Source organism: Hydrogenophaga sp. L76 (genome assembly GCF_057654755.1).
In genome coordinates, this window is the sequence record NZ_JBYFBG010000002.1 from 56,967 (window position 1) to 77,044 (window position 20,078).

Annotated in this window: 25 protein-coding genes and 4 pseudogenes; 22 read left to right on the top strand and 7 right to left on the bottom strand. The window is 64.7% G+C overall.

The window, feature by feature from the left end; translation table 11 throughout:
* Positions 1–633: 633 nt before the first annotated feature.
* On the bottom strand, positions 634–915 hold the full coding sequence (locus AC23D4_RS22970) for a type II toxin-antitoxin system YafQ family toxin (RefSeq protein ID WP_011798718.1): 282 nt from the start codon (positions 913–915) through the stop codon (positions 634–636).
* Positions 902–1,165 carry a type II toxin-antitoxin system RelB/DinJ family antitoxin gene (locus AC23D4_RS22975; RefSeq protein ID WP_011114070.1) on the bottom strand — a complete coding sequence of 88 codons (264 nt, stop codon included), beginning with the start codon at positions 1,163–1,165 and terminating at the stop codon, positions 902–904. Before AC23D4_RS22975 ends, AC23D4_RS22970 begins: the two co-directional genes overlap by 14 nt.
* Before the next feature lie 170 nt (positions 1,166–1,335).
* Between AC23D4_RS22975 and AC23D4_RS22980 the strand changes: the two genes are divergently transcribed.
* From AC23D4_RS22980 to AC23D4_RS23040, 13 genes are all read left to right on the top strand, one after another.
* A complete protein-coding gene (locus AC23D4_RS22980) occupies positions 1,336–1,767 on the top strand; it encodes an antirestriction protein (RefSeq protein WP_011304111.1) in 432 nt (143 codons plus the stop codon).
* A gap of 44 nt (positions 1,768–1,811) precedes the next feature.
* A complete protein-coding gene (locus AC23D4_RS22985; protein WP_011798719.1) occupies positions 1,812–2,030 on the top strand; it encodes a hypothetical protein in 219 nt (72 codons plus the stop codon).
* Positions 2,031–2,041: 11 nt separating this feature from the next.
* A complete protein-coding gene (locus tag AC23D4_RS22990; protein WP_011798720.1) occupies positions 2,042–3,244 on the top strand; it encodes a hypothetical protein in 1,203 nt (400 codons plus the stop codon).
* A gap of 16 nt (positions 3,245–3,260) precedes the next feature.
* Complete coding sequence (locus AC23D4_RS22995; protein WP_011798721.1) at positions 3,261–3,518, top strand: helix-turn-helix domain-containing protein; 258 nt, start codon at positions 3,261–3,263, stop codon at positions 3,516–3,518.
* 156 nt (positions 3,519–3,674) lie between these two features.
* On the top strand, positions 3,675–3,911 hold the full coding sequence (gene kleA / locus AC23D4_RS23000) for a stable inheritance protein KleA (protein WP_011255200.1): 237 nt from the start codon (positions 3,675–3,677) through the stop codon (positions 3,909–3,911).
* Positions 3,912–4,119: 208 nt separating this feature from the next.
* Positions 4,120–4,446 (top strand): KleE stable inheritance protein, encoded by a 327-nt coding sequence (gene kleE, locus AC23D4_RS23005; protein WP_011798722.1) that lies wholly within the window; start codon positions 4,120–4,122, stop codon positions 4,444–4,446.
* Between the two features lie 2 nt (positions 4,447–4,448).
* Positions 4,449–4,778, top strand: a complete 330-nt coding sequence (locus tag AC23D4_RS23010; RefSeq protein ID WP_011798723.1) for a DUF2761 domain-containing protein — start codon at positions 4,449–4,451, stop codon at positions 4,776–4,778.
* A 106-nt stretch (positions 4,779–4,884) separates the two neighbouring features.
* On the top strand, positions 4,885–5,193 hold the full coding sequence (locus AC23D4_RS23015; protein WP_041836477.1) for a transcriptional regulator KorA: 309 nt from the start codon (positions 4,885–4,887) through the stop codon (positions 5,191–5,193).
* Positions 5,190–5,954, top strand: a complete 765-nt coding sequence (locus AC23D4_RS23020) for a ParA family protein (RefSeq protein ID WP_041836471.1) — start codon at positions 5,190–5,192, stop codon at positions 5,952–5,954. Before AC23D4_RS23015 ends, AC23D4_RS23020 begins: the two co-directional genes overlap by 4 nt.
* A complete protein-coding gene (locus AC23D4_RS23025) occupies positions 5,951–7,018 on the top strand; it encodes a transcriptional repressor gene korB (protein ID WP_088138644.1) in 1,068 nt (355 codons plus the stop codon). Before AC23D4_RS23020 ends, AC23D4_RS23025 begins: the two co-directional genes overlap by 4 nt.
* Positions 7,019–7,219: 201 nt before the next feature.
* The gene (locus AC23D4_RS23030) at positions 7,220–8,227 is read left to right on the top strand and encodes a DNA-binding protein (RefSeq protein ID WP_011798726.1); all 1,008 of its coding nucleotides are present in this window, start codon (positions 7,220–7,222) and stop codon (positions 8,225–8,227) included.
* Between the two features lie 170 nt (positions 8,228–8,397).
* Positions 8,398–8,745: an IncP plasmid survival protein KfrB gene (gene kfrB / locus AC23D4_RS23035; RefSeq protein ID WP_011798727.1), complete on the top strand. Its 348-nt coding sequence runs from the start codon at positions 8,398–8,400 to the stop codon at positions 8,743–8,745.
* A gap of 29 nt (positions 8,746–8,774) precedes the next feature.
* Positions 8,775–9,413 carry an IncP plasmid survival protein KfrC family protein gene (locus AC23D4_RS23040; RefSeq protein WP_011798728.1) on the top strand — a complete coding sequence of 213 codons (639 nt, stop codon included), beginning with the start codon at positions 8,775–8,777 and terminating at the stop codon, positions 9,411–9,413.
* A 195-nt stretch (positions 9,414–9,608) separates the two neighbouring features.
* On the opposite strand, the gene AC23D4_RS23045 is transcribed toward AC23D4_RS23040, so the two are convergent.
* Genes AC23D4_RS23045 through AC23D4_RS23055 form a run of 3 tightly spaced genes read right to left on the bottom strand, consistent with a single transcriptional unit; the run spans position 9,609 to position 11,193 of the window.
* Positions 9,609–10,049, bottom strand: coding sequence for a conjugal transfer protein TraM (locus AC23D4_RS23045; RefSeq protein ID WP_011304099.1), 441 nt, complete (start codon positions 10,047–10,049; stop codon positions 9,609–9,611).
* Complete coding sequence (locus AC23D4_RS23050; protein ID WP_011304098.1) at positions 10,049–10,774, bottom strand: nucleotide-binding protein; 726 nt, start codon at positions 10,772–10,774, stop codon at positions 10,049–10,051. Before AC23D4_RS23050 ends, AC23D4_RS23045 begins: the two co-directional genes overlap by 1 nt.
* Positions 10,774–11,193 carry a TraK family protein gene (locus AC23D4_RS23055; protein WP_011798729.1) on the bottom strand — a complete coding sequence of 140 codons (420 nt, stop codon included), beginning with the start codon at positions 11,191–11,193 and terminating at the stop codon, positions 10,774–10,776. Before AC23D4_RS23055 ends, AC23D4_RS23050 begins: the two co-directional genes overlap by 1 nt.
* 362 nt (positions 11,194–11,555) lie before the next feature.
* Between AC23D4_RS23055 and AC23D4_RS23060 the strand changes: the two genes are divergently transcribed.
* From AC23D4_RS23060 to AC23D4_RS23090, 7 genes and pseudogenes are all read left to right on the top strand, one after another.
* The gene (locus AC23D4_RS23060) at positions 11,556–11,777 is read left to right on the top strand and encodes a hypothetical protein (protein WP_011798730.1); all 222 of its coding nucleotides are present in this window, start codon (positions 11,556–11,558) and stop codon (positions 11,775–11,777) included.
* A 4-nt stretch (positions 11,778–11,781) separates the two neighbouring features.
* Positions 11,782–12,153: a conjugal transfer transcriptional regulator TraJ gene (gene traJ / locus AC23D4_RS23065; protein ID WP_011013290.1), complete on the top strand. Its 372-nt coding sequence runs from the start codon at positions 11,782–11,784 to the stop codon at positions 12,151–12,153.
* A 34-nt stretch (positions 12,154–12,187) separates the two neighbouring features.
* A pseudogene (locus AC23D4_RS23070) lies at positions 12,188–12,526 on the top strand (relaxase/mobilization nuclease domain-containing protein); the annotation flags it as partial.
* Positions 12,526–13,767, top strand: a pseudogene (locus AC23D4_RS23075) (type IV secretory system conjugative DNA transfer family protein); the annotation flags it as partial. The pseudogenes AC23D4_RS23070 and AC23D4_RS23075, both read left to right, overlap by 1 nt.
* Positions 13,764–14,300: a conjugative transfer signal peptidase TraF gene (gene traF, locus AC23D4_RS23080; RefSeq protein WP_011304092.1), complete on the top strand. Its 537-nt coding sequence runs from the start codon at positions 13,764–13,766 to the stop codon at positions 14,298–14,300. The pseudogene AC23D4_RS23075 and the gene traF, both read left to right, overlap by 4 nt.
* 14 nt (positions 14,301–14,314) lie before the next feature.
* Positions 14,315–15,076: pseudogene (locus AC23D4_RS23085) on the top strand (DNA topoisomerase); the annotation flags it as partial.
* A gap of 190 nt (positions 15,077–15,266) precedes the next feature.
* Positions 15,267–16,205: pseudogene (locus AC23D4_RS23090) on the top strand (ArdC-like ssDNA-binding domain-containing protein); the annotation flags it as partial.
* Between the two features lie 612 nt (positions 16,206–16,817).
* Here the strand turns inward: AC23D4_RS23090 and AC23D4_RS23095 are convergent.
* Positions 16,818–17,393 carry a recombinase family protein gene (locus tag AC23D4_RS23095; RefSeq protein WP_001173919.1) on the bottom strand — a complete coding sequence of 192 codons (576 nt, stop codon included), beginning with the start codon at positions 17,391–17,393 and terminating at the stop codon, positions 16,818–16,820.
* Positions 17,394–17,519: 126 nt separating this feature from the next.
* Entirely contained in the window at positions 17,520–17,825 is a 306-nt protein-coding gene (locus AC23D4_RS23100) for a type II toxin-antitoxin system YafQ family toxin (RefSeq protein ID WP_011798688.1), read from the bottom strand.
* A gap of 300 nt (positions 17,826–18,125) precedes the next feature.
* Here AC23D4_RS23100 and AC23D4_RS23105 point away from each other — a divergent pair, with 300 nt between their 5' ends.
* Positions 18,126–19,082 carry a DNA cytosine methyltransferase gene (locus tag AC23D4_RS23105; protein ID WP_011798690.1) on the top strand — a complete coding sequence of 319 codons (957 nt, stop codon included), beginning with the start codon at positions 18,126–18,128 and terminating at the stop codon, positions 19,080–19,082.
* The gene (locus tag AC23D4_RS23110; RefSeq protein WP_011798691.1) at positions 19,082–19,945 is read left to right on the top strand and encodes an NgoMIV family type II restriction endonuclease; all 864 of its coding nucleotides are present in this window, start codon (positions 19,082–19,084) and stop codon (positions 19,943–19,945) included. Before AC23D4_RS23105 ends, AC23D4_RS23110 begins: the two co-directional genes overlap by 1 nt.
* Positions 19,946–20,078 lie beyond the last annotated feature (133 nt).

The following is a 20,078-nucleotide window of genomic DNA, read 5'->3' on the forward strand; positions in this document are numbered from 1 at the left end:
CTATTGACACTTGAGGGGCGCTTTTCTTGACACTTGAGGGGCAGCCTATTGACACATGGGGGGCTTATCCATTGACACTTGAGGGGCGGCCCCTTCGCCCTTTTCCTTGGCGTGACAACGGTTTACGCGCGTTTTTCGGTGATGCTAACCGGAGTTTTAACCGCTTTTATAACCTTTTTATATAAACCGATAGGAATAACCAGAGGCTGGCGAAAAAAACGGCAATACGGCCCAAGCGGGCGCGCAGCATGACCGGCCGCCGAAGGGGGGTGCCCCCCCTTCTCGATCCCACCCGGCCGCAAGCGGCCTCCCATCCCCCCAGGGGCTGCGCCCCTCGGCCGCAAGCGGCCTCACCCCACGAATGGAGCGCCTTCGGCGCTGCGGCTTAGGAGAGCCAGGCGCAAGCGCCTGGCGAAAGGCAGTAAGTTCGAGAGCTTGCGAGGGGGCAAAGCCCCCTCACACTCCCCAACTAGGCCGCGCCAGTTCGACTGCCTGCGTGACCCTCAAGCACCGCGGCAACTCCACCGCCGCAGGTTTTACGCCAAGGAAGGGGGTCGGTCGGGCTGGCCGGTGGAGCGGGAACGCCCCTCAAGTGTCAAAGAAACGTGAGACGCGGGGCCAGGCCCGCGCCGATCACAAGCCGAGTTCGGAGTGAGAGCCGAGGCGCACCAGGCGCAACGTGTCGGCGTCGGGCTTCTGGTAGATCAGCACCAGGTCGGGCTTGACGTGGCAATCCCGGTGATCCTTCCAGTCCCCGGTCAGCGCGTGGTCGCGGTGCCGAGGTTCCAGCGGCTGGTCGCCGGCGAGGGCGACCAGGACGGGCACCAGGTCGGCATCGAGCGTTGCCCGGTGCTGCCCTTTCGCCTCGCGCTTGTAGTCGCGCTTGAACTGGCCGGTGCGCTCAATCTGCCGCATGCAGATCGGCCATCAGATCGTTGACGGTGGCGAAGCGCGGCAGCTTGCCCTTGCGGGCTTCCTTCATCGCCTCGATGGTGGTGGCGTTCGGAATCAGCGGCTCGAAGGGCAGCGCCTTGTCCTGGGCCACCTTCGTGAGCAGCAGCCGCACCGCGTCGGACACGGTAAGGCCCATCGCGGCCAGGACGGCCGCCGCTTCTTCCTTGATCGCGCCGTCGATGCGCGTTTGCACGAGCTGGTTTGCAGCCATGATCGTTCTCCGGTTGGTTTCGTGAATTACATTGTAATGCACGCCAAGGGAAAGGACAAGGTTTAGCGGCTAAAAAGTTTAGCTAAAGTGCTTGACGATTAGGGCATTTTGCCCTAATATAGCTCTTGAAGGCCGGGCATTTCGCCCAGGTCGATACCGGAGAAAGTCCGATGAGCATGCAACCCGTCCCCGAGGCCATCACGGCTACCCTGATCCCCGATGCCAAGCGCATGAACTACCTGCCGGCGACGTTCGGCCGCTACTTCATGCGCGGCGAGTCGCTGGTGTACGGCTGGATGCGCCGACTGTCCAAGGACTACAGCGGCGGCTTCTGGCACTACTACAGCCTTTCCAACGGCGGCCACTACATGGCCCCGGAAATGGGCGACTCGCGCCTGGCGGTGCTGGTCGATGGTAACGGCTTCGAGGGCAACCTGTCCGCCGACGCCGCCGGCATCGTCGCCAGCCTTTTCGCGCTGAACCAACTCACGCACGAGGCCAAGGGCGAGGCCCAAGACCACCTGATCGAGCAGTATTACAAGCTGGTCGAGTTCGCCACGACTCACCCCGAAAGCGGCGCAATCCGCCGGGCTATTGACTGATGAGGGGCGGCCCCGGCTTCGGCCGGGGCTTCCAGGAGGCGATCATGACCAGGAACAACGCTCACCAGGCCCCGACGAACAGCTACGCGACGGATGGCAAGTGCCACAACGCCGAGCCGGGCACCTACGGCCACGAATGCGGCAAGCCGGCCGCGTGGATCGGCACGGACTACAAGGGGTTCAGCTCGGGATTCTGCGACGACTGCAAGCGCCACGGCTACGAAGCCCGCGACGTGATCGCGTGGCGGCGTGTTGACATTTGAGGGGCCGGCCGATGGCGAAGAAACGCAAGACGCCGGCCCAGCCGGGCCAGGACTGGAACGCGCCGGCGGCCGAGCTGCTGGCCGAGCTACCCACCGACCGCAACGAGCTGCTGGCCGCCGCCGTGGCGGCCGTGGTGGAGATCGACGCGGCGATCATGCGCGGCGACGGTGCGGCCGCCACGGCGGCCAGCGACCGATACGAGGCCGTCATCTGGAAGATGAACGGCGGAACGCACGTGGGCAGCATGGCCGACCACGACGCGCCCGGCCAGGTCATCGAGCGCCATTGCGCGGCGGTGCCTGGCGACGTGCCCTTGTGGGGCCAGCGCGGCCAGTTCCTGGTCGCGGATGGCGACATGCGCGCCCTGGTGGAGTACGAGGCCGGCTACGGCGGGCCGCTGGGTGCCCACTTTCAGTTCCACGTCATCGACCTGGACAGGCCGTTTATCTCCGAAACGGGCTACCGCTCGCACTTCGACACGGCGCGGGGCTGCATGACGGTGGACGAGGTTGCGCGCGGCATCCTGGCCGCGCAGCGGGCCGAGAAGAAGCGCCCGGTGATGGTCGAGGCCAGCTACCGCGACCGCCTGGCCGATGCTCCCCTGCCCGCCTGGCTGGCCGGCCTGGAGCCGCCGGCGCGGCGCGAGCCGGCTACCGTCCTGGTGCCGCCGGGGTTCGTCCTGGTCGATGTGGTGTTGCCCTCGCATCGGGCCTTCATCGCCAGGCGCTGGGCGGCCGAGGCGGCGACCAAGATCAAGGCGGCCAGGGCCGCCGGGTTGAACGCCAAGGGAAAGGGCGCAGGCACAGAGCGAGATCCCGCATCGCCAGAACCGACGATGACCTGCAGCACCGTCAAAGCCGACGATGCCGCGCCGGCCGAGGGCGGGCCTGTATCGCCGGAAGCGACGATGCCGAGCAGCGGCGCGGAGAGCTGCAGCATCGCCAGGAATGACGATGGAGGCCCTGCCGACCTGGTGGAGTTCAAGGCCGGCCAGCGGTGCGAGATCGTGAGCGTCCATCACCCGGTTTTCAACCGCTACATCGGCAAGCGCATCATCATCGTGAAGGTGCATCCCGACACCCGCCAGGTGTGGGCGCACGACGACAGGCCGATCACGTACAAGACCAATCGCGCCGGCCGGCGCGTGGTCGATTCAGACCCGAGCTGCATCCAGTCGATCTACGGCTTCGACCAGTTGCGGCTTATCACTTGACCAGGAGAACGAACAAATGACGAACGACGCCAATATCCGGCTGGAGTGCTTGAAGCCGGCCGAACGCTGGGCGCAGCCGACCGGGGAGGAAGTCCGCGAGGTGCTGCGCCTGGCCGGCTTTACGGGTGCGAGGGCCGCACAGGCGCTAGGGCTGGGCGAGAAAGGGGGCCGAACCGTGCGCCGGTGGCTTTCGGAAGATAGCGCCATTTCTTACGCCAATTGGGCGCTGCTATGCGAAATGGCCGGGCTTGGGTTGATCTGGAAAGAGGATTGACGCCAAGGGAAAGGTTTTAGCGGCTAAAGTTTAGCCTTCGGATTCCGGTAAAGCGAAAAAAGTTTAGCTAAATTGCTTGACAGGCTAGGGCATTTTGCCCTAATATAGCACTTGAAGGCCGGGCATACCGCCCAGGTCGATACCGGAGGAAGTCCGATGAGCGACAACAAGATCATGCCCTGGATTGATGAGCTGGAGGGTGCGGCAGCGACCGACTTCCCGGCCCGCCGTGACGAGATCGCGGCCATGATGGCCGAGGCGGCCGAGCTGGTGCGCAAAGCCGAGGAACTGCGCGGCAAGGCGTACTTCGCCGGGTGCTCCCTGGAGGGCCAGGCCAAGGGCCATTGGTCGATGGAAGCCGTCGAGCAGGCCAAGCGCCGGGCCGGCTGGTAAGGGCACATGGCCCGGTCGGCAACGGCCGGGCCTATCGAGGACGCCAAGAAGGAGTATTGCGTGAGCCGAGGCAAGATCGAGGGCGGCCCCAGGTGGAGGAACGCCCCGGAGTGATCCGGGGCGCTTGGCCTGGTGCTGGCACACCGTAACCATGCTTCCGAGTGGGAGCACCCAGCATTCAACACGTAAGCGCGTGGAGGGTCAAGCTATGTCCAACATCATCAAGTTCCCCAAGGAGATCGAGCAGCCCGCCGCGCCCGCGCCGGTGGAGCCTGCCGCCGCGCCTGCTGCCCCCGCGAAGGCCCCAGGTGCTGGCCTGCTGGCCGGTCTGGTCAAGTTCGTATGGGTGGCGACCGTCCTGGTCTGGCCGGTGCTCAAGTGGGTGCTGTCGATCATCACCTTCTTCCAGTTCGTGCGGATGCTCTACCACTGGAACACGCCCGGCGTGTCTGCCGGCTGGTCTTTCCTGGCGTACTTCGCGGCACTGACCGCGATCACCTACTTCGTTTCGATCTACAAGCCGAAGGGGCTTTGACCATGAAGAAGCAGACCATGCCGTACCCGCCGGGGTTCGTGGAGCCGAACACCGGCCGGGTGGCCGTCCTGGTGCACGACTACGCGGCCAGCGACTTGAACGGCGATGCGCCGGCCTACTGGTACAGCGCGCAATCCGAGGAATGGGGTCTTGACCCGTGGCGGCTGGTGGAAGGCGTCGATCCGCACACGTCCGGCGGACAGTTCGACGTGTGCTTTGCCAGCGGTTCGAGCCGCACGGTCGGCCCGCTGATGACGTTCTTCTTGAGTGCCGCTGACGCGGCCAGGTTGAACGCCAAGGAAGGAGATCATGCGCCCATTTTTAGCCGCTAAAAGGCTTGACGCGGGTGGCAAGTTTAGCTAAACTTCTGCACATGGTCGGCGGCTGGCACCGCCTTTTGTTCAACAACCGGGTGTGGAGTTTATATGGGTGTTCTCCATGAAGAAACGGCTAACCGAAGCCCAATTTCAGGCGGCGATCAAGGGCCTGGAGATCGGGCAGCAGACCATCGACATAGCGCGCGGCGTGCTGGTCGAGGGAAGGCCCCAGGCCGAGTTTGTGGCCTCGCTGGGGCTGTCCAAGGGGGCGGTGTCGCAAGCGGTCAGCCGCGTGTGGGCAGCAGCGGGGGGAGTGCTCCCCGAGGGATTCGAGCGGGTGACGGCGGTACTGCCGGAGCATCAAGCGTTCATCGTCAAGCGTTGGGAAGCCGACGCCAAGGGAAAGAGGAAACAGGAACCCAACTCATGAAAACACTGGTCACGGCAATTCAGAAAGGCGGCCAAGGCAAGACGTTCGCAACCTGCCACCTGGCATTCGACTTCCAGGAGCGCGGCCTTCGGGTTGCAGTGATCGACCTGGACACCCAGGGCAATGCGAGCTGGACGCTGGCCGGCCACGACTCGGGCTATCCCGCCAGTCGCATGTTCACCGCCGGCGGCGACGAGCTGCGCGCCTGGTTCGCTGGCCGGGAAGATGACGGCCTGGCGCTGATCGCGGCCGACGCCAGCCTGGCGAACCTGGACAAGATGGACTTGGCCCAGGCCGCCGGCGCGCTGCGGGCCAGCATCGAGGCGCTGGGCGAGTTCTTCGACGTGTGCCTGATCGACACGGCCCCTTCCCTTGGCGTTGCCATGACGGCGGCCGTGCTGGCCGCCGACTACATGCTTTCGCCGGTCGAAATGGAGGCGTATAGCTTGCAGGGCATGAAGAAGATGGTTGCCGTCATCGGCAACCTGCGCAAGCAGAACCCGAAGCTGCGCTTCCTCGGCATGGTGCCCAACAAGGTGGACGCGCGGAAGCCGCGCCACGTCAGCAACCTGGCGACCTTGCAGCAGGCATACCCGCAACTGATCTTGCCGTTCAGTGTCGGCGCGCGAGACAGCATCGCGGAGGCGCTGGGCGAGCAGATGCCGGTGTGGAAGATCAAGAAAACCGCCGCGCGCAAGGCCACGCAGGAAGTGCGCGCCCTGGCGGATTACGTGTACACGAAGATGGAGATCGCGCAATGACCAGCGCCGTAAAGACCAACGCCACGAAGAAGGCCCCGCAAGCGGCCGCAGAGAAGCCCAAGGGCGGCGGGCTGGGCCTGGATGGCCTCGGCGACCTGTCGAGCCTGCTGGACGAGCCACAGGCCGCGAATGCGGCCCCTGGCGGCGGCCCCCAGGAGCTGCTGCTTGACCTGATTGACGAAGATCCACACCAGCCGCGCACGGCCGACAATCCCGGCTTCTCGCCGGAGTCCATCGCCGAGATCGGCGAGACGATCAAGGCCCGAGGCGTGAAGTCGCCCATCAGCGTGCGCGAGAACCCGGACGCGCCGGGCCGCTACCTCATCAACCACGGCGCACGGCGCTACCGTGGCTCGAAGTGGGCCGAAAAGACCAGCATCCCGGCCTTCATCGACAACGACTACAACGAGGCCGACCAGGTAATCGAGAACCTGCAACGCAACGAGCTGACGGCCCGCGAGATCGCGGACTTCATCGGCCGCGAGCTGGCGAAGGGCAAGAAGAAGTCGGAGATCGCCAAGGAGATCGGCAAGTCGCCGGCATTCGTCACGCAGCACGTCACGCTGCTGGACTTGCCGGAGCCGATTGCCAGGGCGTTCAACGCTGGCCGCAGCAAGGACGTGACCGTTATCAACGAGCTTGCCACGGCGTACAAGAAGAACCCCGAGGAAGTGCGCGTATGGCTGGAGGACGACAGCCAGGAGCTGACGCGCGGATCGGTCAAGATGCTGCGCGAGTACCTGGAGGACAAGCGCAGCCAGGACGGCGAGCGCGACCCCAACACCGTCGATGCCTTCACCGGCAAGACGGACGGCGAGGCCGAGGGCGACGGCGACGGGCAAGGCCCGGATGATGACGCCAAGAAGAAGGAGCCGAAGGAACCCGACCCGGACAAGCTCAAGAAGGCGATCATCCAGGTCAAGCACGATGACCGCCCTGCCCGCCTGATCCTCAACCGCCGGCCGCCGGCCGAGGGCTGGGCCTGGCTCAAGTACGAGGATGACGGCCAGGAGTTCGAGGCCGACCTTGGCACCGTGCAGCTTGTCGCGCTGCTGGAGGGCTAGACGCCCCTGCACGAGACCCCGCCGACCCCCCACACCCCTGCGCCCCGCCATCGAGCGGGGCTTTTTTTGCCTGCGTGCCCAGCGCCGGGGCCGGCCGCGTTTTAGCCGCTAAAAAAGTTCAGCTAAACCCTTGCGCCTTGTTGTATGTTGTAGTATGCTACACGCTACAACATACAACACCGGCCAAAAGGAGGCCCAATCATGGCAATCACGAAAGAGCAGATATTTGCGGTCGCCGACGACCTGGACGCCGCCGGCCAGAACCCCACCCTGGCGAGCGTGCGCAAGCAGCTCGGCGGCGGGAGCTTCACGACCATTTCCGAGGCGATGAACGAATGGCGGGCGCGCAAGGCCAGCCAGGCGGCCCCGATCCGCGAGCCGGCCCCGGCTTCGATCACCGAGAAGCTGGCCGAGCTGGGCGGCGACTTGTGGGCCGTGGCCCTGGACATGGCGAACAACCGGCTGGCCGCCGAGCGCGAGGCGCTGGAAGCTGTCCGCCAGGAAACCGAGGCCGCGCGCCAGGAGGCCGCAGAGCTGGCCGACCAGCTCACCGTCGAGCTGGACGAGGCCAAGGGTCGTATCGCGGCGCTGGAGGCCGCAGAAGCCACCGCCAAGGCCGAGGCCGAGGCGCTACGCGAGAAGCTGGCAGCGGCCGGCGAGAAAGCGGCCACGGCCGAGGCCCGCGCCGGCGAGCTGCGCACGGAGCTGGATCACGCCCACCAGGAGGCGCGCCAGGTGCGCAGCGAGCGCGACAAGGCCCAGGAGAAAGCGGCGGCCAGCGCCGACCAGGTGGAGGCCCTGCGGGCCGAGCTGGCGGCCGCGAACAGCAAGGCAACCGAGGTCGAGCGCCGCGCCGGCGAGCTGCGGGCCGACCTGGAGCGTGCGAACCAGGCAGCGACCGAGCAGCAGAAGGCCGCCCAGGCGCTGGCCGGTCAGCTTGACCAGGTGCGCGGCGAGCTGGCGAAGGTGCAGGCCAAGGCCGACGCCGCCGACCAGGCGCACCAGGAGCAGCGCAAGCAGATCGCGGCCGAGGCGCACCGCCAGGCCGAGCGACTGACGGCTACTCAGGCCGAGCGCGATGCGGCGCGCAAGGAGGTCAGCCAAGCCCGCGAGGAAGCGGCTACTCTGCGGGGTCGCCTGGAGGCCCTGGAGACCGTCATGGCCGCCGGGAAGGGCAAGGGCAAGGGCGATAGCACGAGAAACGCCTGACGGCTATGCAGATTTTCAATAAAATGTAGCTTTAGTCGTATCTCCCCGGCCCCAAGGACGAGTCGGCCTCGCGTGCCGAGGTCGGCTTTTTTATTGCCGGAGACGGAACACCTAGAAGGCCAAAGGAGGGATTCCAACATTTTGCGAAACACTAACGATAGGAGCGCCCTATGAAACAACGCCTCTTGGTCATGAACGGACAGCGGATCGTTCAGACCGAGCAAGAAGGGGCTTGGGCCAATCAGAAGGTTGATAAGGCGGGCGCGTTAAAGCCTGGCATCTACAACCTATACATGGCCCAGCAGGCCGACAAGAAGCAGACTCATGATGGCGTGATCGTTCATGCCGACAACAATCAGGTGTTCCAGCAGATCGGCAAGAACTTTGTCATGCACGCCCGGTCAGATTTCGATAAAGTACCTGAAATCGGGAGTGCGAAGAGCATCAGCTACAGCGCACAAGGCAAAGCAGTAGTTGCCGCCGAGGCCCCGAAACTCACGCGAGGCCGATCCCGATAGCTTTTAGCGGCTAAAAGGAGGGCCACGCCTTGAGACGACTCACACCCACCGCCGGCCGGGCAGACGCCCGCCGCATTCAGCCGGCATCCGCCGGCTTCACGACCAGCACGACCAGCAGAACCGACGCCACCGGCGACGGCCTGCTGGCTGCTGCCGAGGCCACCGAGGCCGAGCAGCAGGCGGCCTTAGAGGCCGCGCCGCTCGACCAGACCTACCAGGAAGCCCTTGCCCTGTACGTTCAGGCCAAGCACGACCAGGTGGAGCGCATCGAGGATCGCCTTGAAAACCTGATCGACCGGCAGCAAGCGCGCTTGCAGCAGACCCAGGCCAACCAGCCGGGCCTACTGTCCCGGCCGGGCGCGAAACGCGCCTGGCAGAACCAGCAGATGCAGCAGCAGGCGCGCTTGCAGTCCCTGCACGTTCGCCTGGAGGCCGTCCGCGAGATCAAGGAAGGGATGGGCCTGCACTCGCCGAAAGTCGAAGAGCTGGCGACCCGGAAGATGCGCGCCGAGAACCCCGAGCTGGCATCCGATTGGGATGCCATGCGCGAGGCGGCACGCCGGCACCAGGCGCTGCAACGCCGCGAGGAACAGGAGCGCAAGCAGGCGCAGGCCCTGGAGCAGCGACCAGGCCGGTCGCAGAGCTTGGGCCTCACCCGGCCCGTCTAAAGCGAAAGCCCGGCAACTGCCGGGCTTCTTTCTCGAGCCTCGCCGTTTCCGACGATGCAGGCCCGCCGACGGCGGGCATCCTGCAGCATCGTCATTCCCGACGATGCAAGGGGCTGGCCAGCCTCGCCAGTTCCGGCGATGCCGCCGGCGCGGTCGACCATCGCCATTTCTGACGATGAGATCCCGCATCGCCATTTACAGCGATGCCCACAGCGCCAAGGCCGCCGCGAAAACGGCCATGCCGGCGGCGACGATGTTCATGTACGCGACCCGCCGCGCCTCGCGCACCGGGGCCGCGAACTGGACGGCTGCCGCTTCCAACTCGCGGCGCACGGCCTCGGCCGCCGCCTTGCCGCCGTCCTGCATCCCCTTCGCCATTGCCTCTTTGGAGGCCGTCAGGGCCGCGTTGAGCGTCCTTTCGGCCTTCCCCTTGGCGTCATCTCCCCAGCGGTGTGCGATGGCTTCCAGCTCTTCCTTGAAGCGATCCAGGATTTCTTGCTGCGCGGCCTGGCTGTCCTGCATCAAGCGGGTGTTGATCGTCTGGAGAATCAAGATCGGGTCATCGCGGCCCACGGCGATGCCGTGCTTGACCGCGATTTCCCGTATCAGCTCTTCGATCTTGTCGTCGCTCGCCATCAGAGCACCGCCGCGTTGTCGAGCTGCTGGAAGAGCTGCGACTTCACGATCTTGAGCCGCTGCCGCGTCATGATCGTGAGCGCCGAATCGGCCAGGGCCTCATCGAACGTCCGGCGATCCTGGAGCATTTCCGAGAAGTCGCGGCCGTAGGTTTCTTCCTTGAGCGCCGGAATCTGGATGATGGCCGACACGCGCGCCTTGTTGTCGGTGTACGCCTTCATCTTCTCGAAGCCCTTGCCTTCGTGCTCGATAGGCCCCCAGTACGGGTTCAGCCAGACCACGAACACGCATTCGGCCGGGAACTGCCTGGCGAGCGTGCTAAAGCCGTTCAGGGTGTCGAGGAAGGCTTGCCCGCCGGTGACGACCGTATGCACCACAAGTTCGTGCCCCATGTCCTGGAGCAGCGCCGGCACCTGGTTCCCGATCAAGTAGCTGGACAGCGGCACAAACGAGCTGGCCCCGTTGTCGATGATGACGTCGCCCTTGGTCGAGGCGATTTGCTCCACCAGGGCATCGAAGTTCCGGGTGTTGATCTCGTCGCCGTCCATGATGTTCAGACGCTGCACGTTCAGGGCCTTGTACCCCTCGAAGGTGCTGTTGACCGGATCGGTGTCGATGCAAAGCGGCGTCTGCCCTTTGCTCGCCTTGTACTGCGCAATGGTGGCCGCGATCATCGACTTGCCGACGCCGCCCTTGCCCTGCAAGACCATGTGAATTTTCGCCATTACAGTAAATCCTCTTTATTCGGTTTCGGGTTGAAGTTGAAGCCGGCGATCCCTGCCGGCTCGGGTTTCTTCGGCTCGGGTGCCTTCGGCTTCTTCGCCTTCGACCCCCCTTCCTGTTGCGCCGGCTTTCCCCCCTTGGCCTGGTCGGCCGCCGTGGGGGGCACCGGCGCGGGTGCTGCTGGGGCCGCCTTGATGAACCGCTGGACGTGCTTGCGGAACGTCTCGTAGCTGCACTTCACCCGGCCGGTTTCGCGCATGTGCTCGTAGATCGTCGTCACCGCATAGCCCGAGTCCATCGCGGCCTTCACATCCCCACGCACCGCCAGGAACGCGACTGCGGCCGCGTCCTGTCGGCGCTTCTTGGCCGCTCGTTTCTCGATCCACGCGGCCAGCTCGTCGGGGTAGCTGCTTTCTGCCATCGCCTCGCTTCCGTGGTTTGTAAATAGCCGTCATTTTCATGTATCGACCCGTGGAAAGTCTATGTAAAGCGCGTGGATAGCAGCCTGACACCGCTGCATCTAGCGCGCTTTCCAGGCATTGTACGCCTTCATTCGATATATCCGCCATCTTTTCGCGCTGAATGCAGACAGATGCGAAGGTTTCGGTATAGACTTTCCTTGGTGTTATCAACGCCGTAAGGCGGGCAGGATAGGCGAAGTTAGCTAACCGGCGAGCCGGTTATCTATCTTCGCTGTCCCTTATTCGCGCCTGCGGCACTCAACGGGCATCCTGCTCTGCGAGGCGGCCGGCTACCGCCGGCAAGAAACGAGAGACGAACGACATGGGCTACATCAATCCGCTGCTGGAGCTTCCAGCAGGCCGCGAACTCCAGGCGCTGCCGGTGGCCGACCGGCAGCGCCTCGCCCGCGTGCTGCGCGAGCTGCGCACGCAGGCCAACGACGAAGCCGAGAAGGCATGGGCACGCCGCAAGGGGCCGATGGCCGCCTACTGGCGAGCCGTGGCGACCTACGCGCGGCACACGGCGCACGCGCTCAAGGGGTGACGACATGGAAGCCGACGAACAGCCGACAGCGAAGCGGCGGCAGCACCTGCGGGTGCCGGTGTTCCCCGAAGAGAAGGAACTGATCGAGGCGAACGCCAAGAGGGCCGGGGTCAGCGTGGCGCGCTACCTGCGCGACGTGGGCCAGGGCTACCAGATCAAGGGCGTCATGGATTACGAATACGTGCGCGAGCTGGTGCGCGTGAATGGCGACCTTGGCCGGCTGGGCGGCTTGCTCAAGCTATGGCTGACCGACGACCCGCGCACGGCTCGCTTCGGCGACGCGACGATCCTTGCCCTGCTGGGCCGGATTGAAGCCACCCAGGACGAAATGAGCCGCCTCATGAAGTCCGTGGTGCAGCCGAGGGCCGAGCCTTGAGCGTTTTAGCGGCTAAAACGCCGGAGGCCGGCCGATGATCGTCAAGCACGTACCCATGCGCTCGCTGGGCAAGTCCGACTTCGCCGGCCTGGTGAACTACGTCACCGACGCGCAGAGCAAGGATCACCGGCTGGGCCAGGTGCAGATCACGAACTGCGATGCCATGTCGGTACAGGACGCCATCACGGAGGTTCTGGCGACCCAGCACACGAACACGCGGGCCAAGGGCGACAAGACCTATCACCTGATCGTCAGCTTCCGGGCTGGCGAGCAGCCCAGCGCCGACACCTTGCGGGCGATAGAGGAACGAATCTGCGCTGGGCTTGGCTTCGCCGAGCATCAGCGCGTCAGTGCCGTTCATAACGACACGGACAGAAGCACGCCAAGAACAAGGTGCTGCGCTTCGAGCCGGCCAGCAGCTCGGGCGGCGTGTGCTGGAACCCGCTGGATGAAATCCGCGTCGGCACCGAGGCCGAAGTCGGCGACGTGCAGAACCTAGCAACTCTGATAGTTGACCCGGACGGCAAGGGCCTGGATTCGCACTGGCAAAAGACCGCCTTCGCGCTCCTGGTCGGCGTCATCCTGCACGCGCTCTACAAGGCCAGGAACGAGGGCGGCACGGCCACGCTGCCATCGGTCGATGCCATGCTGGCCGACCCGAACCGGGACATTGGCGAGCTATGGATGGAAATGACCACCTACGGGCACGTGGACGGTCAGAACCACCACGCCATCGGATCGGCGGCCCGCGACATGATGGATCGGCCCGAAGAGGAAGCGGGATCGGTGCTGTCCACGGCCAAATCCTATCTGGCCCTGTACCGCGATCCCGTGGTGGCGCGCAACGTGAGCCGGTCGGACTTCCGCATCAAAGACCTGATGCACTCCGACGACCCGGTGAGCCTGTACATCGTCACCCAGCCCAACGACAAGGCCCGCCTGCGGCCGCTGGTGCGCGTCATGGTGAACATGATCGTGCGCCTGCTGGCCGACAAGATGGACTTCGAGAACGGCCGGCCGGTGGCCCACTACAAGCACCGCCTGCTGATGATGCTGGACGAGTTCCCGAGCCTCGGGAAGCTGGAGATCATGCAAGAGTCGCTGGCCTTCGTCGCCGGCTACGGCATCAAGTGCTACCTGATTTGCCAGGACATTAACCAGCTCCGCAGCCGCGAGACGGGCTACGGCCACGACGAAAGCATCACGTCGAACTGCCACGTGCAGAACGCCTACCCGCCCAACCGCGTCGAGACAGCCGAACACCTGTCCCGACTGACCGGGCAGACCACCGTGGTGAAGGAGCAGATCACGACCAGCGGCCGCCGCACGGCGGCCATGCTGGGCCAGGTGTCGCGCACCTACCAGGAAGTGCAGCGCCCCTTGCTGACGCCCGATGAGTGCCTGCGGATGCCGGGGCCAAAGAAGAACGACAAGGGCGAGATCGAGGAAGCCGGCGACATGGTGATCTACGTCGCCGGCTACCCGGCCATCTACGGCAAGCAGCCGCTGTACTTCAAAGACCCGGTGTTTCAGGCGCGGGCCGCGATCCCCGCGCCGAAGGCCACCGACCGGCTGCGTCAGGTTGTCGAGGCAGGGGAGGGCATCACGATATGAGCCGCATCCTGAAACGCATCACGACCGGCGTTGCCATCGCCGGCGTGGCCGCCCTGGTGCTGGCCGCTGGCGGCTATGCCGCCGGTGCCCGCATCAACACCACCAAGAGCATTCCGGTCGGCCTGTACTGGACGAGCAGCGCGCCGGTGGAGAAGGGCGCTTACGTGCTTTGGTGCCCGCCGAAGGTCGGCGTGTTCGATGACGCCAAGGAAAGGGGCTACATCGGGGCCGGGTTCTGCCCTGGCGACTACGGCTACATGATGAAGCGCGTTTTAGCCGCTAAAGACGATGCCGTATCGGTGGCCGATGACGGCGTGCGTGTGAATGGCGAGCTGCTGGCCCACAGCAAGCCGATCCAGGCCGACAAGTCCGGGCGGCCCCTGCCGCGCTTCCAGGCCAGCACCTACACGCTGGGCAGCGCCGAGCTGCTGCTTATGTCGGACGTGAGCGACACGTCTTTCGACGGGCGCTACTTCGGCCCCATCAACCGTTCTCAAGTTCAGACCGTGATCCGTCCGGTCATCACCTGGTAGGGGAGGAAACCACCATGCGACTGTTCATCGCGGAAAAACCATCTGTCGCCAAGGCCATCGCCGGCGAGCTGGGCGTCACCGGCAAGGGCGACGGCTACATCGAATGCGGCGGCGACAAAGTGACCTGGTGCTTCGGGCACATGCTGGAGCAGGCCGACCCGGACGAGTACACGCCCGACGACGTGCCGACCGGGAAATCGGGCAAGAAGCTATGGCGCGTCGATGATCTGCCCATCATCCCGCAGACCTGGATTCTTCACCCGAAGGACGATGCCAAGAAGCAGCTCGCCGTGATCGGCAAGCTGCTGAAAGAGGCCAAGGAGATCGTCAACGCCGGCGACCCCGACCGTGAAGGCCAGTTGCTGGTCGATGAGGTGCTGGAGCACTTCAAGAGCAGCAAGCCGACGCGCCGCTTTTGGGTGTCCGCCCAGGATTCGGTTTCCGTCAAGCGCGGCCTGGCCGCCTTGAAGGACAACACCACGTACAAGGGCTGGGCCGACGCCGCACGCGGCCGGCAGCGGGCCGACTGGCTGATCGGCATGAACCTAAGCCGCGCCTACACCTTGCGGGCGCAGCGCGGCGGTTCCAGGGCCTTGCTGACCGTGGGCCGGGTGCAGACCCCGACGCTGGCCCTGGTCGTGAATCGTGACCGTGAAATCGAGGCTTTCAAGCCGGTGCCGTATCACACGATCCGCGCAGCGATTCAGCACGAAGGCGGCACGTTTATGGCCGCCTGGAAGGCGAAGGAAGATCAAGCCGGCCTGGACAGCGAAGGCCACCCTGGCGTTCACCCGAGACTATCCGGGCGCGTTGGAGCTGATCTACCACTTCCGCGAGAGCACCGGCGAGCTGTACGGCCACCGCGCAGCGGAAGTTCCGGCAGACCTCAAGGGCGGCTATCTGTCGAAGGAGCAAATCCACAACGGCCGTTCGTACCGTGGCCGCGTGGACGTGCCCCTTGGGAACATGGACGACGCCGCCGACCTGCTGGTGACATTGCGGCATGAAGTGCTGGGCCACTACGGGGCCAACACCTTCGCGCCGGCCGAGAAGCGCGCCCTGCTGGACGGCATCATCGCCGCCCGCGAACAGCCCGGCATGAAAGACCGCTGGGAGGACATCAACCGCCGCTATGCCGGCACGTCGATGGACGTGCGGGCCGAAGAGGTATGGGCGCTGCATTGCGAAACCCTCGCGCCCGGCCAGCACGTGGGCCAGGCCCACGTGCGCGAGCGCGGCGAGCAGTCATTCATGGAAACCTGCATCGCCCGCGTGAGGCCCATGCAATCCGCCGACCTGCACAACATCGTGTGCATGGTCGCCGATGGCCTTCACGACCGTTCCAGGACGCAGCAGACCTTTCCGCAGATCAACGAACTATTCCGAAGGGATGAAACTATGGAACCGAAGAAGCCATTTCATGAAGTCGTTGCCGAAAAACTGATCGAGCAGCTCAAGGCCGGCACCGCACCGTGGCAACGACCGTGGGAGCCTGGCGAGCCGAACGCCTACTTGCCGATGAACCCGACCACCGGCAAGCGGTACAAGGGCATCAACGCCATTCACTTGATGGCCCAGGGCCGCAGTGATGGCCGTTGGATGACCTACAAGCAGGCCGCCGCCGTGGGCGCGCAGGTACGCAAGGGCGAGAAGGGCACGCCCGTTCAATACTGGAAATTCAGCGAGGAACAGAACAAGGTCGATGAGAGCGGCCGGCCCGTTCTCAACGCGAAGGGCGAGCCGGTCAAGGAAACCGTGCAGCTCGAACGCCCGCGCGTGTTCTTCGCCACGGTGTTCAACGCCGAGCAGATCGACGGCCTGCCGCCGATCCAGAAGAAGGAACAGACCTGGAGCGCCGTCGAGCGCGCCGAGCACATCCTGAAAGCGTCCGGCGCGTCGATCACGCAGGAGATCGAGCGCGGCCACAACCCCGGCCGCGCCAAGGCCGAGGAAGCCGCGAAGGCCGTAGGCGGCAAGGCCATCTTCCCGATCTTCGCGCCGGGCGAGCAGCAGGCGAACCCCAAGGGCTTCACCGACTTCAACGACCTGGCGAACAAGAGCGAGCTGGGCCGCGATGGCCTCAAGCGCCAGGTCGGCGCGGCCGTGGGCCAGGTGCTGATCGAGGAAGGCCGCCGGCAACAGCAGGAGCAGCGCCAGGAGCGTGCGGAGAAGCAACAGCAGCAGCCGGAACGCCCTCGCCGCGCTGCACGCATCGGCTAAAGTCCGGGAAGGCTGCAACCACACAGCGCGGTTTCCTCCCTCCCTGACCGCCGGCAGTCATCGCCGCCTCGCACCCCGAGGCGGCTTTTTTTTGCTCGAGCATCGCCGCATCCGACGATGCCACCAGGCCCGCGCACGTCGAGCTGCAGCATCGCCATTTCCGGCGATGGCGGCCGCCCTGCCCGCCTGGAGCTCGCATCGCCATTTCTGACGATGAGATCCACAGCGGCCATTTAGACCCGGCAAAAACGACCCGGCCAAGATAATGTCGTTTTCAGAAGGCGACTGCACGAAATATCAGGAGTCGGCTGCACTGCCAGAACTGGCCGCCTGCAAGGCAGCGTAGAGAGCGGTTTTTCCTACCTTGAGGCGTGCGGCGGCCTCGCGGACATTCAAGCCGTTGGCGACAAGCTCCCGCGCTCGTTGCAACTTGTCGGCAGTGACAACCGGCTTGCGTCCGCCTTTGCGCCCGCGTGCGGCGGCAGCGGTCAACCCGGCCTTGGTGCGCTCGCGGATCAGGTCGCGCTCGAACTGGCCCAGCGCACCGAACACATGGAAGATGAGCCGTCCGCCCGGCGTGGTGGTGTCGATGTTTTCAGTCAACGAGCGGAAGCCGACGCCCCGTGCTTCCAGCTTGCCGACCGTCTCAATCAGGTGCGGCAGGGAGCGGCCAAGCCGATCCAGCCGCCAGACGACCAGCACATCGCCATCGCGCAGATAAGCCAGCGCATCGGCCAAGCCGGGCCGGTCTGCCTTGGCCCCGGATGCCGTGTCCTCGAAAACCCGTTCGCAGCCTGCATTGCGCAGCGCATCCGTCTGCAAGGCGGTGTCCTGTTCCGCCGTCGATACCCGCGCATAGCCGATGAGTGCCATTTCCGCCCATTTGTCCGTTATACCGTCCGCCTATCTTATTGTCCGTCATCCCGTTGCGCAAGATGTTTTCGGACAGGTGTCCGGTTTGGCCGCCTAATGATCGTTTGGCGGACAAGGCGACTGGCATCAGCCGAACAGCTCGCTATGGGAGCCAAGCCGCGCCAGTCGCAGGGTGTCGGCGTCGGACTTGCGGTAGATCAGCAGCAGGTCGGGCTTGATGTGGCATTCGCGGTAGCCCGCCCAATCGCCGGAAAGATCGTGGTCGCGGTATCGCACATCCAGGGGCTGATCGGTCGCCAGCGCGACCAGAACCGGCTTGAGGTCATCATTCGTGCAGCGGACTCCTGATACTGTTCGTTCAATAGACGACTGCACAACAGCCTTCAAACCGCGTTGTCTGGTGCAGTCGTCTTCTGAAAATGACAAGGGCATGGCGTGTCGCAAAACTTAGGATTTATGCGACGTGATAGCGATTTTTTGGATACACAATTGTGTATCCATGCGATACTGTCGCCTTATGTCGAGCAAAGACGTTGGCCTCCGTATCCGTGTTGAAAAGGAACTCCGAGAGGCGTTCCAAGGGGCCTGTCTGGCTGAAAACCGGAAGGCGTCGGAAGTGCTGCGCGAGTTCATGCAGGCGTTCGCCGACAGGCACCAAGGCGGCTTACAACCGGATATGTTCGCGGCACCGGCAGCCAGAAAGCCACGTCAATCAACCAAGAGAAAAGCGATATGAGCCAATTCAATTCTTTGGAAATGTGCGCAGGGGCAGGGGGCCAGGCGCTCGGCCTGGAAATGGCTGGCTTCGATCATGCGGCCCTGGTCGAACTGGAACCGGCCGCTTGCGCCACGCTGCGGCTGAACCGTCCCGCCTGGAACGTCATTGAGGACGATTTGCGCCGCTTCGATGGCCGCCCCTATCAAGGCATCGACCTGGTAGCCGGTGGCGTGCCATGCCCGCCGTTCTCCAAGGCAGGAAAGCAGCTCGGTGCGAAGGATGAGCGCGACTTGTTCCCCGAAGCTATCCGCCTGGTCGATGAGTGCCGCCCGCAAGCCGTGATGCTGGAAAACGTGCGTGGCCTGCTCGATGCCGTCTTTGACGACTACCGGAACAAGGTAGAAAAGCAGCTCAAGAAATTGGGCTATGTGCCCGGCTGGCGGCTGTTCAACGCCTCGGATTACGGCGTGTCACAACTGCGCCCGCGCGTGGTGTTCGTCGGCATCCGCAAAGACCTGGCTAGCGGCTTCTCCTGGCCGGAACCGCTGCCAAACAACCCGCCGACCGTGGGCGAGCTGCTGCACGATCTCATGGCCGCGAATGGCTGGCGCGGCGCTGACCGCTGGCGAGAACAAGCAAATGCCATTGCACCTACGCTGGTTGGCGGCTCCAAAAAACATGGCGGGCCTGACCTTGGGCCGACCCGCGCAAAACGTGCCTGGGCCGCGCTAGGCGTCGATGGCATGGGCCTGTGGGACGATGCACCGCCCCGCGACTTTGTGGGTATGCCGCGCCTGACGCCGCGCATGACGGCCCGCATTCAAGGCTTCCCCGATGATTGGCAATTCTCCGGCCGCAAGACAGCCGCCTATCGCCAGATCGGCAACGCCTTCCCGCCACCAGTGGCCGCCGCCGTGGCCCGGCAAATCTTCGCCGCTCTGTCCGTCCAGCGCATCTACAAGGTGGCGTGATGAGTGCAGAGGCCGATTTCCTCGAAGCCCGCAAGGCGTTCCATGCTTCGCTGCTGCAAACAACGCTGACCATCAACAGCGCGGGAGTGGTGAGCAACGCCGACAGCAGCAACACCACAAGCAAGGCGATTGCCAAGGGCATTGCCGATCTGCTCAAGGCCGAAACCATTGGCGAGCGCATCGCGGGCCAGACTTCGGGCAACCAGTTTGAAGGCACCTGCGCGGCCTTCGTGCGTGAAACCTTCCTAAAGCTCGGCCACCTTCGCCCCGGAACCTGGGATGTGCATCAAGTCTCCGGGCGCAACCGCCTGGAAATTGCCCGTTATGAGCAATACGCGCATCTGGTCGCGCTCGACCGGGCCGCCAAGGCCGATGCCGAACTGGCGGCCGCCCTGGGCAGCGACTACACCATCACGCCGGATATTGTGGTGGTGCGCGACACCGAGGACGACAGCGCCATCAATGCGCCCGCGTTCTTGGTCGATGACAACGTGACCACGCTTGCCAGCCTGCGCAAGAAAAACGGCGGCCTGCCGCTGCTGCACGCCAGCATTTCATGCAAATGGACGATTCGCAGCGACCGGGCGCAGAACGCCCGTTCCGAAGCGTTGAACCTGGTGCGCAACCGCAAGGGCCGCCTGCCTCATGTGGTGGTCGTCACGGCCGAACCGACACCAAGCCGCCTTGCTTCTATCGCCCTGGGAACCGGGGACATTGATTGCGTTTATCACTTTGCCCTGTATGAGCTGCAAGCCACGGTAGAAGCCTTGGGCATGACAGACGCGGCCGACATGCTGGCCGTGATGGTCGATGGCAAGCGCCTGAAAGACATTTCCGATTTGCCGCTGGATTTGGCCGTATGAACCAGGTCGCCACCATCAGCGCCGCCGTTCCTGCTGACGTGAAAGCCGAAGCTGCCGCCGTCGCGGCAGCGCACGGCATGAGCCTGGCCGCCCTGGTGCGCGAGCTGGTGGCCCGCGTGGCCGCCCGCGAAGC

Bases quoted from the DNA above. Each gene is read 5' to 3' on its own strand.
- AC23D4_RS23010 (WP_011798723.1), top strand. From the start codon at position 4,449: ATGAAGAAGCAGACCATGCCGTACCCGCCGGGGTTCGTGGAGCCGAAC.
- AC23D4_RS23095 (WP_001173919.1), bottom strand. From the start codon at position 17,393: ATGGCACTCATCGGCTATGCGCGGGTATCGACGGCGGAACAGGACACC.
- AC23D4_RS23045 (WP_011304099.1), bottom strand. From the start codon at position 10,049: ATGGCGAGCGACGACAAGATCGAAGAGCTGATACGGGAAATCGCGGTC.
- AC23D4_RS23055 (WP_011798729.1), bottom strand. From the start codon at position 11,193: ATGGCAGAAAGCAGCTACCCCGACGAGCTGGCCGCGTGGATCGAGAAA.
- AC23D4_RS23050 (WP_011304098.1), bottom strand. From the start codon at position 10,774: ATGGCGAAAATTCACATGGTCTTGCAGGGCAAGGGCGGCGTCGGCAAG.
- traF (WP_011304092.1), top strand. From the start codon at position 13,764: ATGAGCCGCATCCTGAAACGCATCACGACCGGCGTTGCCATCGCCGGC.
- AC23D4_RS23105 (WP_011798690.1), top strand. From the start codon at position 18,126: ATGAGCCAATTCAATTCTTTGGAAATGTGCGCAGGGGCAGGGGGCCAG.
- AC23D4_RS22995 (WP_011798721.1), top strand. From the start codon at position 3,261: ATGACGAACGACGCCAATATCCGGCTGGAGTGCTTGAAGCCGGCCGAA.
- AC23D4_RS22975 (WP_011114070.1), bottom strand. From the start codon at position 1,165: ATGGCTGCAAACCAGCTCGTGCAAACGCGCATCGACGGCGCGATCAAG.
- AC23D4_RS23030 (WP_011798726.1), top strand. From the start codon at position 7,220: ATGGCAATCACGAAAGAGCAGATATTTGCGGTCGCCGACGACCTGGAC.
- kleA (WP_011255200.1), top strand. From the start codon at position 3,675: ATGAGCGACAACAAGATCATGCCCTGGATTGATGAGCTGGAGGGTGCG.
- traJ (WP_011013290.1), top strand. From the start codon at position 11,782: ATGGAAGCCGACGAACAGCCGACAGCGAAGCGGCGGCAGCACCTGCGG.
- AC23D4_RS23020 (WP_041836471.1), top strand. From the start codon at position 5,190: ATGAAAACACTGGTCACGGCAATTCAGAAAGGCGGCCAAGGCAAGACG.
- AC23D4_RS22990 (WP_011798720.1), top strand. From the start codon at position 2,042: ATGGCGAAGAAACGCAAGACGCCGGCCCAGCCGGGCCAGGACTGGAAC.
- AC23D4_RS23025 (WP_088138644.1), top strand. From the start codon at position 5,951: ATGACCAGCGCCGTAAAGACCAACGCCACGAAGAAGGCCCCGCAAGCG.
- AC23D4_RS23015 (WP_041836477.1), top strand. From the start codon at position 4,885: ATGAAGAAACGGCTAACCGAAGCCCAATTTCAGGCGGCGATCAAGGGC.
- AC23D4_RS23110 (WP_011798691.1), top strand. From the start codon at position 19,082: ATGAGTGCAGAGGCCGATTTCCTCGAAGCCCGCAAGGCGTTCCATGCT.
- kleE (WP_011798722.1), top strand. From the start codon at position 4,120: ATGTCCAACATCATCAAGTTCCCCAAGGAGATCGAGCAGCCCGCCGCG.
- AC23D4_RS22985 (WP_011798719.1), top strand. From the start codon at position 1,812: ATGACCAGGAACAACGCTCACCAGGCCCCGACGAACAGCTACGCGACG.
- kfrB (WP_011798727.1), top strand. From the start codon at position 8,398: ATGAAACAACGCCTCTTGGTCATGAACGGACAGCGGATCGTTCAGACC.
- AC23D4_RS22970 (WP_011798718.1), bottom strand. From the start codon at position 915: ATGCGGCAGATTGAGCGCACCGGCCAGTTCAAGCGCGACTACAAGCGC.
- AC23D4_RS23060 (WP_011798730.1), top strand. From the start codon at position 11,556: ATGGGCTACATCAATCCGCTGCTGGAGCTTCCAGCAGGCCGCGAACTC.
- AC23D4_RS22980 (WP_011304111.1), top strand. From the start codon at position 1,336: ATGAGCATGCAACCCGTCCCCGAGGCCATCACGGCTACCCTGATCCCC.
- AC23D4_RS23100 (WP_011798688.1), bottom strand. From the start codon at position 17,825: ATGCCCTTGTCATTTTCAGAAGACGACTGCACCAGACAACGCGGTTTG.